The 16,081-nt window shown below is 40.8% G+C and carries 14 protein-coding genes and 1 pseudogene; 1 reads left to right on the top strand and 14 read right to left on the bottom strand.

The genetic code is table 11. From position 1 onward, the window contains the following. Positions 1-2: 2 nt before the first annotated feature. From Xkoz_RS10525 to Xkoz_RS10510, 5 genes are all read right to left on the bottom strand, one after another. Complete coding sequence (locus Xkoz_RS10525; RefSeq protein WP_099142117.1) at positions 3-1,268, bottom strand: HlyD family secretion protein; 1,266 nt, start codon at positions 1,266-1,268, stop codon at positions 3-5. After that, a complete protein-coding gene (locus tag Xkoz_RS10520) occupies positions 1,261-1,725 on the bottom strand; it encodes a hypothetical protein (RefSeq protein ID WP_099142116.1) in 465 nt (154 codons plus the stop codon). The genes Xkoz_RS10525 and Xkoz_RS10520 overlap by 8 nt, the downstream gene beginning before the upstream one ends. Before the next feature lie 311 nt (positions 1,726-2,036). Next, positions 2,037-2,204: a dynobactin A family peptide antibiotic gene (dynB, locus tag Xkoz_RS20850; protein WP_167386578.1), complete on the bottom strand. Its 168-nt coding sequence runs from the start codon at positions 2,202-2,204 to the stop codon at positions 2,037-2,039. A gap of 19 nt (positions 2,205-2,223) precedes the next feature. Next, a complete protein-coding gene (locus Xkoz_RS10515) occupies positions 2,224-3,099 on the bottom strand; it encodes an SPASM domain-containing protein (protein ID WP_099142115.1) in 876 nt (291 codons plus the stop codon). Next, positions 3,066-3,437: a radical SAM protein gene (locus tag Xkoz_RS10510; RefSeq protein WP_099142114.1), complete on the bottom strand. Its 372-nt coding sequence runs from the start codon at positions 3,435-3,437 to the stop codon at positions 3,066-3,068. Before Xkoz_RS10510 ends, Xkoz_RS10515 begins: the two co-directional genes overlap by 34 nt. Positions 3,438-3,758: 321 nt before the next feature. Between Xkoz_RS10510 and Xkoz_RS22985 the strand changes: the two are divergent. Further along, a pseudogene (locus tag Xkoz_RS22985) lies at positions 3,759-4,067 on the top strand (integrase core domain-containing protein); the annotation flags it as partial. Positions 4,068-4,467: 400 nt separating this feature from the next. Here the strand turns inward: Xkoz_RS22985 and Xkoz_RS10500 are convergent. The 9 genes from Xkoz_RS10500 to Xkoz_RS10465 form a co-directional block, all read right to left on the bottom strand. Continuing rightward, on the bottom strand, positions 4,468-6,399 hold the full coding sequence (locus Xkoz_RS10500; protein WP_339373897.1) for a toprim domain-containing protein: 1,932 nt from the start codon (positions 6,397-6,399) through the stop codon (positions 4,468-4,470). After that, positions 6,399-6,821, bottom strand: a complete 423-nt coding sequence (locus Xkoz_RS24995; protein ID WP_339373896.1) for a primase-helicase zinc-binding domain-containing protein — start codon at positions 6,819-6,821, stop codon at positions 6,399-6,401. The genes Xkoz_RS10500 and Xkoz_RS24995 overlap by 1 nt, the downstream gene beginning before the upstream one ends. A gap of 106 nt (positions 6,822-6,927) precedes the next feature. After that, entirely contained in the window at positions 6,928-7,134 is a 207-nt protein-coding gene (locus Xkoz_RS10495; RefSeq protein WP_099142112.1) for a helix-turn-helix transcriptional regulator, read from the bottom strand. Positions 7,135-7,273: 139 nt separating this feature from the next. Next, positions 7,274-8,545 carry a tyrosine-type recombinase/integrase gene (locus tag Xkoz_RS10490; protein ID WP_099142111.1) on the bottom strand — a complete coding sequence of 424 codons (1,272 nt, stop codon included), beginning with the start codon at positions 8,543-8,545 and terminating at the stop codon, positions 7,274-7,276. Positions 8,546-8,777: 232 nt separating this feature from the next. Then, positions 8,778-9,536, bottom strand: a complete 759-nt coding sequence (gene xni / locus Xkoz_RS10485; RefSeq protein WP_099142110.1) for a flap endonuclease Xni — start codon at positions 9,534-9,536, stop codon at positions 8,778-8,780. 72 nt (positions 9,537-9,608) lie between these two features. After that, positions 9,609-10,976, bottom strand: a complete 1,368-nt coding sequence (gene ppnN / locus Xkoz_RS10480; protein ID WP_099142109.1) for a nucleotide 5'-monophosphate nucleosidase PpnN — start codon at positions 10,974-10,976, stop codon at positions 9,609-9,611. Positions 10,977-11,072: 96 nt separating this feature from the next. Continuing rightward, entirely contained in the window at positions 11,073-11,918 is an 846-nt protein-coding gene (gene queF, locus Xkoz_RS10475) for an NADPH-dependent 7-cyano-7-deazaguanine reductase QueF (protein ID WP_099142108.1), read from the bottom strand. 236 nt (positions 11,919-12,154) lie between these two features. After that, entirely contained in the window at positions 12,155-13,846 is a 1,692-nt protein-coding gene (locus Xkoz_RS10470; RefSeq protein WP_099142107.1) for a cholesterol oxidase substrate-binding domain-containing protein, read from the bottom strand. Positions 13,847-14,229: 383 nt separating this feature from the next. Next, positions 14,230-15,924, bottom strand: coding sequence for a cholesterol oxidase substrate-binding domain-containing protein (locus tag Xkoz_RS10465; RefSeq protein WP_099142106.1), 1,695 nt, complete (start codon positions 15,922-15,924; stop codon positions 14,230-14,232). Between the last annotated feature and the right edge of the window lie 157 nt (positions 15,925-16,081).

Below are 16,081 nucleotides of genomic sequence, written 5' to 3'. Positions count from 1 at the left end.
AATTACTCCATGTATTTTTTAAAATTATATTTAGCTTTATCTACCATAAAGTTATAAATTGTTTTATTTTCAATAATTAAAGATGTTTCTGCTTTCATTCCTGCAACTAACTTTAATTTATTTATATTTTTATCAGTTATTTTAACTTGTATAGAATAAAGATTGTCATCAGTATTTTTAGTATCACTTTTTAATTGTTGTGAGATGATATTTTCATTATTTACAATAGATTGAGAAATTTTATCTATTACACCATCAAAGGAGCCATACTTTTGAAACGGATATGACTTAAATCTTACATTGATTTTTTCCCCTATCTTCACATAAGGATAATGTTCACTCTTTATACTAAAAACAATAAAGTATGATTCTATTTTTTTTGGCGATATTTTAAGTAGCGGATCATTTTTAACTACTTCCTGTCCTAATGTCTTATATTGATAATCCAAAACTCCATCAATAGGAGATGGTATAATTCTGTTAGTATCAGAGTTTATATCAATTTTTTTTAGTTCAATTTCATTTAGTTGCTCTTGCAATGATGAAATTTTATTATCTATGTCATTTATTTTGCTATCTCTATCTATAAAAAACTGAGACTTTTTCTCCAATAAAGAATTTAATTGCTGATGTATGTTTATATAACTAATTTTATTCTGAGTATAATTATTACTTATTGAATTTAGTTGTTCTATAGTTACATATCCTTTCTTCAAGAAAAGTTCATATTTTTTTCTAGTATTATTATGTTCTTGGATAATTTTATTTGATTCATTTAATTCGTTTCTTAGGTTTTTTATTTCTTGATCAGTAAAGATTATGTTTTTTTCATAAAATTCGTCTACTTTTATTTTTAATTCCTTTTTATCATTTATATTTTTATTTAACTTATCCATTATTGAATGTAAGTTTTTAAGTTTTTGATTTTTTAAATCTCCGTTGATATCTTCATCAATGTTTTTTATTTTTAAAACAATATCTCCTTTAAGTAATTTAGAAGATTCCAATATACTAACATTAGAGAATTCAATATATCCCGTTATCGGCGATCTTACTATTACTGTTGAAGGAAGTGAATTAACTTCACCTTCTATTTCAATTCTATTGCTTATCTTTAATGCAAAAATTAAAATAAGAAGAAAGCTCATCAAAAAAGCGGTTATTACATACAAAATAACCGAGGGTGGGTAAATCCTAATTATCGTATTAGGAACCCACTTTCTCTCATTGTTTTCTTGATTTATATTTCTGAAAATTTCTTCATCCATTATTATTTTCACACCATGATTTAATTAAATAATCATATAAAAATGTAGTTATAAGGCAAATGAGAAACCAATTAATCCATGATATTGAGTTTTGTAACATAGATATTAAGAAAGGGTTTCCTATAGCAAAATCCATTAATGGTTGCCGAACTAGTCTACCCATGATCGCCAATTCAAGTAACCACATAATAATTCCTCTTGTGAAAGAATTATATGTAGGCATGCCCTTTTTTATAAGTATATATAAGATTGTTATACCAAAACCTGTTTCTATACTTGTGAATGCAGCCAAGTACCTAACATCCCAAGAGGGTAAAACAGATACGTTATTTACTTCACTTCTAATGTATGGTATTAACCATTCAACATTAATAACATGAACTATAAACCCAATAAACGCAGTAAGTATAGATACAATTAAAATAATAAAAAGCACTACTTTTTTTTCGTTACCCATCACATAAGCCTCTAAGATTTACGATTCATAATAATTATATAGTTTAATCATTTTTTTAAAAATTTCAAAAATTAATGCTTTAATTATCATAAAAATTTTCAAGAAAAATAACTCACCTACTATGAAAAGACTTCTACACTATTTTTTAAATCTTTAAATATCTTAGATCCATATGAAAACAGATCCATTTATGATTAATTCCACAGAATTACGTAAATTTAACGGATTAATAGGAAGGTTTTTTATTATGAATGTTTAGATGCGCAATAAAAAGATGAGTGGGAGAGGATATTCCCTCTCCCTATAGCTAATTAAAAACCATATTTATATATATTACCATCCCAACCAGGACTAGCTGCTCGTTTTACAAGTTTGTTTACCTGCTTAGGTTCTACAGACTGACCAACATCTTTTCCTGCTCCACCTACGCAATCTACTAGCGCTTTATTCCATAAATTACTTTTTTTTAAGTCTTTCATAGTAAGTTCCTTATCATGTTTATTTAATATTTACTACTTCTATTAACTTGGATTTATGCTTTTCTATCTCTAAAAAAGCACTAGTTCCAAGCAGACCATCACTCATATGTTTACTATATGGCTTACTTGCAGTTAACCCTCTTTCATTTAATCTTTTTTCTATATGTTCATACATTTTATACAAGCTTGGGCAATAATAGTCTTTATGAGATATATCATTATCATGGTATTTATATGCCCTTGCAGGACAACCACCGTGACAGACATGTTGCCACTTGCATTTTTTACACGAATCAGTGCCTTCTCTTGTTCTATATATTGTTGCCCTTGTACTACTCATTAATTCTAAAATGGAATTATTCTGTAAATTACCATATTTCATATCAGGTTGAGCTGAGAGACTTGCGCATGGATATAAATCCCCAACAGGATCAACAGAAAAGGAGGTATTTCCACATTGAGCCATTCCTATACAATCAGCCGCTCTTCCTGCTAGAATTGCCTGAGTTTTCCTTACAAAATCAGAAACAAAAATGTAATTTTTAGGTTCTGCATAAAACCATTTATCATATAATTTACTCCATGGTAGATAATATTCATCAGGGCCTAATCCTAGATCTTGATAATTATCTACAGCATTTCCTGATTTATTTAATGGAATCACGTTAAATGGTAATTTATTTTCAAACATGAAATCATATATTTCATCCGTATGATTCATGTTTGTCTTGCTCATTACTAAAGCACAACCAACATCAATATCATTTTTTCTTAGTTTATTGATTCCTTCAATAATCTTATTGAAACTCCCAGTGTCCTTATGTGTAACTCTATTTTTATCATTTTTATCATTTTTATCATTTAGATCTTTAGGTCCATCGATAGATATGGACATGAAAAATTTATTTTTTTAATAAAATCACACAATCTTTGGGTTATTAATGTTCCATTTGTTTGAAGGGCATTTAAGTACCTTATACCATTGCTATATTTTTCCTGAAAAGCGACAACATTTTCATAGAAACTAATACCGGGTAGCATTGGTTCACCACCATGCCATATGAAATGAACATAAGTAAATACTTTCTTGTCATTAGCATAGTCGAACGTATCTTTAATTGTTTTTTCAAGAAATTCCAGTGTCATAACAGGATGTCTTATGTCTTCATTATAACAATATTTGCATGCTAAATTACATCTATGGGTTGGTTTTATTATATTTACAAGTTGCATATTAATTTCCTTGCATATCCCATTACTGACGTAAGAAAAATATTCAGTTTAATTTAGGAATCTCATGATTCGTTGAGTTGAAATATAGCATATTAACAACAAATTAATAATGGTGTGATTATTGATTTAAATCAAACAAACTTAATGTTTATTATTTTTAAATTCACTTTAAATTTAATTTTTTTGATGAAACTATAAGTTATAATTATATATTTACAATGTTAAATAATAACAATTTATCTTAAAATAAATAATATTTTTTATTTCTATAAATTTAATTTAAAATTTAAATTAATTGTTATTCTTTTTTAACTCTATTTTGTTTTTCATAGTGATAGAGAAAGTCAATATACGAGCCAGTAGTATCAGGACTTGCTCAATGGCTATAACATGAGAGTGAGTCAGGGAGATGTGGGAGCTTGTTGGGATAATGCAGTTGTTGAACGTTTCTTTGGCAGTTTAAAACATGACTGACTATTTAAAACGTCTCATGAAAATCATAAGGAGATGAAACAATATGTGCTGGATTATCTACATTACTACAATTTAACCCGGTTACATGCCGCTAATGGTTATTTAACACTGGTAGAATATGAAAGGATCTTCGAAAAAATGTCCGGTTTTTCTTGAGCAGAACACTGACGCGCTACGCTTGTCTTCTCCGGATTACCGGGCTAATAAATTACCCCGGTAATCCGGAGAGCTAAAAACACCTGCTAGAGAAAACTTTTTTGCTTACCCCACCCTATTAAAGAATTAGGGGTGAAACTGTTCACCCTGTTCACCTTTAATTATTTTCTATTAAATTCAATTCATTAAATGGTGATGACTTGAAATCAAACTCATCATCACTCTTCACCCAACCGCTCACCTTCAATCTGAAAAAGGTGAACAGGGTTGAAGAGTTGTGAACAGTTTAAAAATCACTATTAACCTTATAATACATTGATATATCTGATTTAAATTACAGAGTGAACAGTGGTGAATACTTTTTTATATTTCTTTGAAAATCACTGTAAATAAGAAGAAATTATTTTTCTGGCAGGTCATTCCTTGTCAGTTTTGGCATCCATTCGATGGCGGTATCAAGATCTAGGTTCAGGTTGCTACGAATACCGTGTTTGCTTTTCTTGCGCAGGTAATGCTGACTGTATTCTGTCAGCGCGCCGGGCATATCCATGCCAAAACGCGTTACAGAAATGGGTTTGTTCAGGTTATTGCCTTTCATATAGGCAAGATAGGCGTGATAAAGGTATTTGCGGGGATTAAACGGCATAATTTCCGCATTGCCGATTAACAGGCCGTCATCTTCATTGGACGCAAGCAGGTAGCCACAGAAATCAACCAGTGGATCGGTACCGCGTTTGATATCCAGCGCTTCCTCTGATTTCTGTTGCTCTGCCAGTAATCGCCTTGCAGTTTGTGGGTCAGCGAATTTATGCAGTAGATGCCGGATAATCACGGGCAATTCTGCTGCGATTTTATCCCGTAGGAGTGGGTCACGTTCATTTTCCGGCACAACTTCGGAAAAGTTAAAAATCACGCGACGCCGCGATACTCCACCACTACGATCACTGAAACTCATGGCGTTATTATTTACCGCCAAAACCACAGCAGGAATGCGGGTTGAATAGGGTTGTTTATGCTTCGGATCGATAGCAACTTCGTCACCACCTGTAATGGCCTTGATGCCGGAGCCATCGGCCATATTGGCAGAAACAGTATGGCCTTTCCCTGCCAGTATTGAACAGATTTCAGCAAAGATGCTTTTGCCACTGCCTCCGGCGCCGGTGACTTCCAGAAACAACTGCCAGTCGTAACGGTTCGCCAGCACCATAAACAGCGCCGCCAGTACCCGATCAAATTTGTTCTCACAGTTGGCTGTCGCCCGGTTAAGCCAACGCCAGAACTGTGGCGCATAATCTTGCAGGGTTTCCCCCGAAACGGGTGAACTGAATTCGACATCACTGGCAAGCAATAGCCAATCATGTTTGCGATGAGGCCGAAATTGACAACTTTTCAGGTCAAACACCCCATTGCTGAATCCGATTAAGTGGCGCTTTGGCGGCTGCATCATGGGAAGCTGTAATTTCAGGGCATCCACCGCAGAGCTGATGCCATGCGGCGAGTACGGCAACTTTTCTTCCATAAAGGCTGCCACCATTTCCCGCTTTAAATCACGGTCACTGACCGGACGCCAGACAATACCATCATAGTGATGAACGGTTTCCGAAGCGCCATCCAATGCCAAATCACCGTCATAACGTGCCAATAAGACTTCTCCACGCTGGCTGGCTCCCATCTGGCAGAGTGTCAGCTTGGAAGGCTCACCATCATTGGGCTGAGTAGCTGTTTTTTTCTTGGTTGATGCCGGTTGATAAAGCCCCTCACCAAAAGCCTGTTTTGCTGCCTCGATACCGTGATTCTGGCGATAATCGTCCCAATCAGCTTTGCACTCAGTTGGTGGCAACGTAACCCAGCCATTCACTGCAAGAGCGGCTTTCTCTGCCGAAACCTTGCCGACATTCGTTTTTGGCTTGCCGTTTTTATCCAGTTCGTCGGCGTGATGCCAGTCGTTATCTGCGGCAATAATGATTTTCGTATCAGGCCAGTGTTTGCGAACTGATTGAGCAACAGAAAGCAAATTACCCGCATCCAAGGCTGCCAGAACAGTACCATAATAGAACTGGTAAACGGTGAGTGCTGTGGCATAACACTCGGTAATAACAAGCATATCGGGATTCTCGCTCAGCGCTGACAACGCAATAAACGCCCCTTTTTTCTGGCTACCAGAGAGTAATTTTTTCTCGCCATCGGGGTTGATGATCTGCGCACCTGTAACGTTTTCATCCAGTGTTACCAATGGTATTAATAATGATCCGTCTTCCAGCAAACGCTGATTAGGATATTGCAGTCCTTTTGTGGTTAGATAAGGCGATTGCCCGGCGACAGTTTGCGCCATCAGTGCCGCGACTCTTTCGGCAATCGGTTGTGTGGGATAATGGGTTTCTTTGGCTGGGGTTCGGGTAAAGGTAGCGCCAGTACATTAGCGACAACTTTTGCTGCTTCAAGAATCGAGATCCCTTTGGTTTTTGCCACTAAATCCAGCCCATCGCCATAGTTTGGAGTATCACACTGGCGACAATGCCAGTTGCCGTGATGGTGATCGTCAATAAAGTGGAAACGGTCAGTACCGCCGCAAATAGGGCAGGCACCATGTTTACCCTTTGCTGGGATTTCAATACCGCAAGCTGGCAGAAGGTTTGACCAAGAATACATGGCGGAGGTTTTTACGGTCTGGATCAGGTCGAACGATTTTTGGTTACCCGATGTTTTTTGAACTGTAAATTTAGGGCGAGTTTGGGTATGCTGTGTATCATCCATCATTTTTACCTTGCTTAATGATTGTTGGTGAAACGCCTCGCAGTGTTGGACGCACTACGGGGCGTTGTGTTTTATATTACGTTTCTTATGTCATATTTTTTCTGTGTTATGCCGCACGTGATTCCGCGATACGCTGGGCGATCCAGTCATCAATTTCTGCTTCAATAAAGGCTATGGAACGTGGGCCAATCTTGACCTGTTTTGGGAATGCGCCGTCACTAATCAGTTGGTAGATCCACGCTTTGCTGTAACCTGTTCTGCGCTGCACTTCCGGCAAACGAATCAAGTGTGTTTTCACTGCTGTCATTGTCATGTTAATTCTCCTGTTACCGAGTCCTTGAGCGCTCACCGTGGACGTTGTTTGATGACAGGCGAATTATTGAAAAAGCAAGACACAATGAACAGCGTTAATTGTTTTTCTCTCGATGAAAATTAATGGGTTGCAAGTTGTGCTAGCGGTTTTTTTTGTCGCGCAGCGGTTTGGCGAAGTCATAGGGTGTGATGGATTTTTCCCGGTTAGCATCCAGATAATCCGCCCACCACTGCATCATCAGCCGCCGTTCGTCCAGATGTTTAGACGTGTGAATATACGCCGCCCGCACGTTGTTGCGTTCGATATGGCTTAACTGGCGCTCAATGGCGTCATCGCTCCACAGGCCGGATTCGCCCATTGCACCGCGCGCCATTGTGCGAAAACCATGTCCGCAGACATCGGTTTGGGTGTCGTAGCCCATTGCCCGTAGCGCTTTGTTGACGGTGTTTTCACTCATGACTTTTGCGGAATTATGATCGCTGGGGAACATCACTTCACAATTGCCGCTCAGTTCCTGCAATGCGTGGATAAGTAAAACAGCCTGACGACTTAACGGTACAAGGTGATCAGTCTTCATTTTCATGCCGCGCTCAGAAAAGCGAACGCCTTTAATGGGTTGCCTTGTGGCGGGAATTTTCCAGACCGCGTTTTCAAGGTCGATTTCCTGCCAGCGGGCAAATCTCAGCTCACTGGAACGGACAAACGTCAGCAGCGCCAGCTCTACCGCGAGCTTGGTCAGTAAGCGCCCGCGATAGGCAGATAAGCGAGCCAAAAAGTCAGGCAAGTATTCATGGGGCAGGGCGGGGTGATGGCGGGATTTTGTGGTGATGAGTGCGCCTGCCATGTCATTAGCCGGGTTGGACTCCAGAATATCATTCTGGACGGCGTAGCGCATGATGGCGGTGACACGCTGCCGTAATCGCTGGGCGATATCGTGTTTGCTCTGTTCATCAATGGCTTTGACCGGCGCTAAAAGCTGGCTGGTACGTAATGTGATAATATCGCGGGCGCCGATATGCGGGAAGATATACTGCTCAAGGCTGCGCAGGATTTTTTGACGGTGGCTGTCGCTCCAGCGTTTGTTACTGGCGTGCCATGCACGGGCGACTTGTTCAAACGAATTGATTTTGGCGGGCGTTGGTGTGCCTTTTTTCTCGGCTTTGGGGTCGATACCCTGAGCAATCAGCTTTTTGGCTTCATCGCGTTTAGCGCGGGCATCGGCTAACGATACTGTCGGATAGACACCGAACGCCAGTCGGTCTTCTTTTTTATCGGTCGGGCGGTAATACTTCATGCGCCAGTATTTTGAGCCACGTGACGAGACTTCTAAATAGAGGCCACCGCCATCGGCGAGTTTGTAGGTTCTTTCTTTGGGTTTTGCGGTTTCGATTTGTCGTGCGTTTAGTTTCATTATTAAGGGCATCCTTGTAATCGAACGGTAAGTGCCCCGGATTATGCCCTTTGCTGCTTCTTGATTGCAACAGACGAAACTAGACCTAAAAATAAGAAAGGATGTTGATTTTGCTGGATTTGTGAGAAATTGTTTGACTGGGCTGGACTTCACTGGAAGTTGAAGTGGTGCCGGAAGCGGAATCGAACCACCGACACAGGGACTTATGCATTTATCCTATTGGGAATTTCATCTATCTGGCATAAGCCAGTCTCAACTGCTGCAAATTACCTTGTAGTGACAAATCCGTTTTTAGCGAAGCAATTTCACGGCTGATATACGCTATTTCCTTGTGAGACGCCAATTTTTTTCGCCATTTATCCGGTTGGGTTGCCAAATTTTGGAATAAATTATCCAGCGTACCCGCTTGCTGTAGCAGAATAGCGGCCGTTTTGGGGCCAATACCCTGAATGCCGGGAATTTTACTGCTACTAATGCCTGCAAGCCCCCAATAATCGGGGAGTTGACCAGGTTCAACGCCAAACTCTTGCCGGACAAAAGGCAGATCCAGCCAGCGTTTTTGGAAGTAATCACGAATTTGAATATTGGGGGAAAGGAGCTGGCAATAGCCTTTATCTGTTGAAACGATCGTGACACTATGCCCGCTATCGGCGACTTTTGTTGCCAATGTTGCGGCCAAATCATCCGCTTCATGTCCTTCCGCGTGCCAGCAAGTGACTCCTAATGCATTGAATGCCTGCTTAATGGAGGGCATTTCTTGTTGTAAATTGTCCGGCATAGCCGGGCGGCCTGCTTTGTAATCAGGAAAAAGATGATGGCGCCAACTATGGCTGCGGTCATCTTCATCAAATACCGCAACGGCGTGAGTGGGTGATGCGTGGGTAATTAACTGTTTTAACGCATGTTCACAGGCAAGAACACAAGGGCTTCCTTGTACTGCATGGATGCGTCGGATCAGATTTAAAGCGTCTACAATCAAAAGGTGTATCATGGTCGTTATATTCCCTCCGTGGATTGATTCCCTGGCACCAGCCTCATTAAATTTGAGAAAAGGTATCCGCGATTATTTGATTATCTCATAACAGGGTTCATAAGCAGTGCCTCCAGGGAGTTTCATGCGATCTTGCTCGACAAAATCTTGCAGAAGGTGATCCATGCGATGCATGATATTTTCATCGCCGTGGATCCTGAATGCCCCATGTTTTTCTATGGCGTGAATACCCACTTCTTTGACATTACCTGCCACAATACCAGAAAATACGCGCCGTAGTGCTGAAGCCAGCTTTTCCGGTGGCTGGTGTAAGTATAAGTTTAAGTTAGCCATGTTTTCATGAGTTGGTGCGAATGGAGACTGTAGATCCGGGCTGATTTTCAGTGACCAGTTGAAGCTATAGGCATCCCCTGTCGCACGGCGATTTTCTTTGACCCTTGGCATGGCTTTTTTCATTATACGTGCGACTTCTGAGGGCGCACCCACAATAATGCGATAGTGATGACGAGCCTGTTCCCCCAGCGTATTAACGATAAATTCATCCAGCACTTGAAAGTAATTGGCACTCTCTTTGGGGCCAGTCAGGATCAGCGGTAAAACTTGATCTTTATTTTCATGAGCCATCAGGATGGAGAGCAAATACAGCAACTCTTCTGCCGTGCCTACTCCACCAGGGAAAATAATAATGCCGTGGGCGATACGGACAAAGGCTTCCAGGCGCTTTTCAATATCAGGCATGATGATCAGTTCATTCACCAGCGGATTGGGTGGTTCTGCCGCAATAATTGAAGGTTCAGTAATACCAATGAAACGGCTGTTCTTGTAATTTTGCTGGGCATGTCCCACGGCGGCGCCTTTCATCGGCGCTTCCATTGCCCCTGTCCCACATCCCGTACAGATATTCAGTTCACGTAATCCAAGTTCATTGCCGACCTTGCGCCCATACAAATACTCTTTCTCATTGATGGAATGGCCACCCCAGCAAACAATCATATTAGGATCTTCTGAGATATGCAGGGCTTTGGCGTTGCGCAGGATGGAGAAAATAGTATTGGTAATATGCATACCATTTCCCATATCCAAATTGTGATTTTTCTGGGCATTGGTAATTTGCGCGTGGACGAACAAAATATCTCGCAATACGGCGAAAAGATTGGCTTGCAGAGAGCGAATGATTTTGCCGTCAACGAAGGCTTCTTCGGGCGGGTTGATAAGTTCCAGCTTTACGCCACGCTCCCTGCGCAGGACGTTGATATCAAAATCTTCATATTTCGACAGTAATTCCTTACTGTTGTCTGTTTGACTACCTGAATTGAGCACCGCCAGTGAACAGTTACGGAAAAGGCGGTATAAATCACTGCTTGCGGTACGCTTAAGCATATCTACTTCAAGCTGAGAGAGTAAATCCATTGATCCTAATGGATTGACATGTGTAATCAAGAGTGACTCCTTTTACCCCTTGTGGGGATTCCTCAATAATGATTTATACCCTAATTGGGTTATGTAAGCAGTTTGGTCAGGGGCATATGACGCCGGTTACTGGCGAGCTAACCTTCCTGTTGCTGGAACAAACGCTTCATTACTGCGCCACGGATTGATATCCAATCCTCCCCGACGGGTATAACGGGCATAAACAGTGAGTTTTTCAGGCGCACATAACGTCATTAAGTCATTGAAAATGCGCTCGACACATTGTTCATGAAATTCATTGTGATGTCGGAAAGAGACTAAGTAGCGCAATAGTTTTTCCTGATCGATTTTGGCACCTTGATAGTGGATCATCACTGATCCCCAATCGGGCTGGTGGGTGATCAGGCAGTTTGACTTTAGCAAATGGCTAACCAGGGTTTCTTCAACGATTGGGCCAGTGGCGGCATGATTAAGATAATCGCGACTGAATTGATAATCATCAATTTCAATATCCTGATTATCGATGCATTTTCCTGCAAACTCGGCAATGGGTTGTTGGCTAAAAGTGTGGAGGGGATGCAGGGCAACCTCAATCTTGCCATTGGCACACGCAGAGAGATCGTGTTGTAAGGTTTTTTGTACGGTTTCCCAGTCAGCAAAGCGAGTCTGGTTAAAGCTGTTTAAATAAAGTTTAAAACTTTTTGATTCGATCAAATTTTCACTGGCCGCATCTAAACTGACATGGCCGATAGCAACCTGGGGAACGCCGCGGGCGTTGAGCCAGGAGAGTTCATACATTGTCCAGATATCTGCACCATAAAAAGGGAGATTATCGGGCAATAGCCCAAGTGGTTCACGGTTCATGCTGCGGGGAACCGCTTGCAGTAAAGTCGGATCATAGTTATCGCGGTAAGGCGTGGGTTTACCCAATGTGAGTTGGGAGAGTGCGTGATTATCTTGATATAAAGACATTAGGATTCCTTCAGGCAAACAAATCTTACGTTCGAGATAGTCTTTACGACGAAGCGTATCTTGATGACTAAAACCGCCCGTAGTGTATCAAGGAATTTTGATGGTTCGTATTTTTATTGTGCATTATTACTCAAGTTCATCAGGTCCATGAACGTGGTTATATCTCCCCGCGCAGCGGAGAGATAATAGGAGGCATCTTGAAAGGCGACAGGGATATCCGCGAGTGATGAAAGCTTTTAATAAGTAAACAATTTATCCAATAGGGGTGATCTAAATAGGTGATGTGGGTCGTACTTCTGTAATGCTGAAACTGTTGCAGCCCAGTTATTATCGGCAGGCAAACCATCCGTAAATGACGCTGGGATGGTTTTAGTCAATACATCCTTGTTTTCCCATGCGGCGTTAACGCCATAAGCCCAGCCTTTACTCCATTCGACACGAGCGCAAGCATAGGAACCATCAAATTCGTTGAAGAGCCATTGTTCAAATTGGCGGCAAAATTCAATGGCATGGGGGGTTTTGGGAAAGGTTAAGACATCAAGCCAAACGGCGACATCCCATTCTGGATGATCCGGGCGGGGACGAATGGCGGATAAGCTGGGAACCGTTGCGCCTGTTTGCATCACTTCAGCCGGATCATCGAGTCCCGTAACCCTCACTTCAAGGGGGCCATTGATGGGATATTTCCCTTGTTTTTTATAATCTTGGATTAACTTATCCCATTGGGTATAAAATTTATTCAGCACAAGCTGGATATTTGTACGTTTGGTTAATACCGCATAACCATTGGCGGTAACACGTAACGTTGTCGGCTTTACATACAACAACAGGTTTTTGCTCCACCCCCAAATATCGTTTCCAGCATTTTGTAAGGCGGTATGCGTCAGTTGATATTGCATTTCACTGATAAAAGGCGTTATCGACGGGAAGTTAATCAGGAGATCTTCGGTGATATTGGATAAGGTTGGTGAAATATTATCGGAAAATGCATAGTTATAGGGTGCCTTAACTTCAATGCTGGACGCGGGTTTGGTGGGCGCGATACTCCAAACTTTTAGCCACGGTTTCTGGGTAAAAGGGAATAAAATGATTTCAGCCCGACCACTCTTATCTAAAAAATAACTAAGAGTTCGTTTTTCTTTTGAGTTATCAGGAAGGGAAAATAACTCATCTGCTGAGATTTCGGTGAAACTTTGACACCGAAGGCGTTGGTTTTTACCCGCCTGAAATTGCACTTCCAAAATCAGGGCGCAACCGATATGCGTTAATAGCGGTGCACAATCGGGTTCATTTCGCTCAAAACGCTTAATCGTATATTGCTGATTTTCCTTATCCCATACGATAGCAGACAAGGATAATAGCGTATTGCTGAGAGAGCCAAATGTGTGTCCAGAAAGTGGCGTTTCGCCAACGGCTTTAATGGCAGTTCCATGCCCGTTTATTGCGAGAACTGCACCGAGGGTTAAATCACCAGGGGCGGGGGTGGCAGTAAAGCCTAAACCTTGTTCTTCCATTTGGGTCATTAATGTTTCCATTAATACACCAGTTTGTGCGGTCACTATAGAAAATTGAGAACGATGCTCGATATTGACATGAGTGAAATGAGAGGAGAGATCCATTAACATAATGCGATTTTTAGAACTTTGCCCTGATGCCAATATGAGGGGGGACCAATTATGTGATTGTCCGATGGGCCTTAATTTATAATTCTCTTTCCATGCCCAATTGACAACAGAAATAATATCTTCCATCGATTTGGGTATGCAACACGGTAGATTATCGACCCTAATTTCGTCTGACCAATTGTTAAAATTGATTATTTTCCAGATGATTTTTTTAGGGAAGTTGGGTAAGTGATATTCTAATTCAGTGACGATATTTTCTTGTAAGGGATTATTGGATTGTTTAATTGAATGTGATGGGGGCATTTTTATTTCCTTTTTCTTATTTGTGTGTTTCTAAGTTTTTAATATAAATTTTAAAAAAATACTCACTAAAAAACATTAATGCAGGAATAAAAAAGGAAAGCCATCATCTCTTTGAGAGTAAAATGGTATGTTTTGATAAGCAATTGGTATGGATATAAATTCCTTCCATCATAGTGAGACACTGATATTTATGCAGATCCCTTACTCCTCACGGTGCGAGGAGTAAGGAAGTATCCTATAATTCTGAATTATTATTTATACCCGTCGCCTTTCAAGATGCGTCTTATATCTCCCCGTGTAGCGGGGAGATATAAGCACTCTCATTGGCTTGCAAACGGCAACTTGAAGTTGGATTGGTATATACCGATTACTTAATGGAGAGATTAAACAGAAAATAATTTGTCCAATAATGGCGATCTAAATATGCGATGTGGATCATATTTGTTCAATAAAGAAATTGCTGAAATCCAGTTATTGTCAGCAGGTTGACCATCAGTAAATGAAGCCGGTATGAGTTTGGTCAGTATATTCTCATCTTCCCAAGCCGCATTCTCGCTGTATGCCCAGCCTTTACTCCATTCAACACGGACGGACGCATAAGTGCCATTAAATGCCTGAAATAACCCTTGCTCAAACTTGCGGAGAAAGTCGGTGGCGTGTTCAGTTTCTGGAAAGGTCAAGACATCCAACCAAATGGCTGTATCCCATTCAGGCTTATCTGGGCGAGGGCGAAGCGGGGATAAACTGGGGGTAACGGCATCTTCAGACACGACTTCGGAAGGTGTGTCTAATCCCGTCACTCTAACTTCAATAGGGCCATTGATTGGGTATTTTCCATCCACCGCATATTCTCCCAGTAAAGTTTTCCATTGGGTATAGAACACGCTCAGGACACGCTGAATATCCGTGCGACGTGTGAGAACGGCATAACCATTTGCTGTAACGCGCAGTGTGGTTGGTTTCACATATAATAATAGGTTTTTACTCCAACCCCAGAGATCTTTTCCCCCAAATGATAACTGGGCGTTTACATAGGAATATTGCAATTTACCTAATTCGGGTGTTAATGCTGGAAAAACGTTAATAAAAGCATCGAGGATATTTGATACCGTATCTGGAATATTATCGGAGAAGGGATAATTATAAGGCGTAGACACTTCCACGCTGGTGTCAGGTTTTTCAGGGGCGAGACTCCAGACTTTTAGCCAAGGCTCTCTTGTAAAGGGAAATAAGATCACTTCGACCCGACCGCTTTTATCCAGAAAATGGCTAATAGTCTGTTTATTGATTTCTTGATCTTGTGAAAAAGAAAATAATTCATCCGCAGGAATCTCAGTAAAACTTTGACACCGAAGGCGTTGATTTTTACCCGCTTGCAATTGAACGTCTAATATCAGGGCACTGCCTAAGTGAGTTAATAGAGGAGCACAATCCGGCTCCGTTCGCTTAAAAACTTTCAGGACATATTGCTGGTTCGTTTCATCCCACACGACAGCAGAGAGAGATAATATCGAGTTGCTCAGAGAGCCGTAAGTATGTCCAACCTCATTTTCTTCATCAAGCGTTTTCGTGGCTGTACCATGCGCACCGATTGCCAAAACCCCTCCCAGCGTTAAATCGCCAGGGGCGGGCGTTGCGGTGAAGCCAAGGCCGTGTTCTTCCATTTGAGTCATCAGGGCTTCCATTAGTACACCTGTTTGTGCTTTAACGATGGAAACCGGAGAAGATTGTTCAATGTCTATCTGGGTAAAATGCGGTTGCAGATCCATGAGCATAATGTTCTTTGGTACATCTGTTTTGGGTGTCAGGATTAAAGGAGACCAGTTATGTGATTGCCCGATAGCCCTTACCTTATAATTCTGTTTCCACGCCCAATTGACGACAGCTAAAACTTGCTCAATAGAATTGGGTATGCAACATGGAACCTGAGCGACTTTAATTTCATGTGACCAGTTATTAAAGTACCGATATTCCCATTCTATATCGTTAGGGAAATTAAGTAAGCCATCTGCTTGGTTTGTGGTTGTGTTTTGACTAAAAATAATATTATCTTTTTTATCTGGCTCTGCTGTGTTCATTATTTTATATCCTTTATTTTAAATTGATTTTTATTTATTAAGGTTTCCTAATGTTATTCTGATGTATGGTTTAAATAAATAAAGGTTAATGATTTGGTGTTAGTTTCTTTTTTTACTTAGGGTTAATTCGAAGATGAATATTTTTTGGGGAAATGGG

It is taken from the genome of Xenorhabdus kozodoii, assembly GCF_002632875.1.
GTDB lineage: Bacteria > Pseudomonadota > Gammaproteobacteria > Enterobacterales > Enterobacteriaceae > Xenorhabdus > Xenorhabdus kozodoii.
Note: the sequence above shows the minus strand (reverse complement) of the source record. Positions and strands in the feature narration are given on the sequence as shown.

Excerpts from the sequence above, each read along its gene's own strand:
- Xkoz_RS10465 (WP_099142106.1), bottom strand. The coding sequence starts at position 15,924 with ATGAACACAGCAGAGCCAGATAAAAAAGATAATATTATTTTTAGTCAA.
- Xkoz_RS10525 (WP_099142117.1), bottom strand. The coding sequence starts at position 1,268 with ATGGATGAAGAAATTTTCAGAAATATAAATCAAGAAAACAATGAGAGA.
- Xkoz_RS10495 (WP_099142112.1), bottom strand. The coding sequence starts at position 7,134 with ATGACAATGACAGCAGTGAAAACACACTTGATTCGTTTGCCGGAAGTG.
- Xkoz_RS10500 (WP_339373897.1), bottom strand. The coding sequence starts at position 6,399 with ATGGCGCAAACTGTCGCCGGGCAATCGCCTTATCTAACCACAAAAGGA.
- queF (WP_099142108.1), bottom strand. The coding sequence starts at position 11,918 with ATGTCTTTATATCAAGATAATCACGCACTCTCCCAACTCACATTGGGT.
- Xkoz_RS10515 (WP_099142115.1), bottom strand. The coding sequence starts at position 3,099 with ATGTCCATATCTATCGATGGACCTAAAGATCTAAATGATAAAAATGAT.
- Xkoz_RS10490 (WP_099142111.1), bottom strand. The coding sequence starts at position 8,545 with ATGAAACTAAACGCACGACAAATCGAAACCGCAAAACCCAAAGAAAGA.
- xni (WP_099142110.1), bottom strand. The coding sequence starts at position 9,536 with ATGATACACCTTTTGATTGTAGACGCTTTAAATCTGATCCGACGCATC.
- dynB (WP_167386578.1), bottom strand. The coding sequence starts at position 2,204 with ATGAAAGACTTAAAAAAAAGTAATTTATGGAATAAAGCGCTAGTAGAT.
- Xkoz_RS24995 (WP_339373896.1), bottom strand. The coding sequence starts at position 6,821 with ATGGATGATACACAGCATACCCAAACTCGCCCTAAATTTACAGTTCAA.
- Xkoz_RS10470 (WP_099142107.1), bottom strand. The coding sequence starts at position 13,846 with ATGCCCCCATCACATTCAATTAAACAATCCAATAATCCCTTACAAGAA.
- Xkoz_RS10510 (WP_099142114.1), bottom strand. The coding sequence starts at position 3,437 with ATGCAACTTGTAAATATAATAAAACCAACCCATAGATGTAATTTAGCA.
- Xkoz_RS10520 (WP_099142116.1), bottom strand. The coding sequence starts at position 1,725 with ATGGGTAACGAAAAAAAAGTAGTGCTTTTTATTATTTTAATTGTATCT.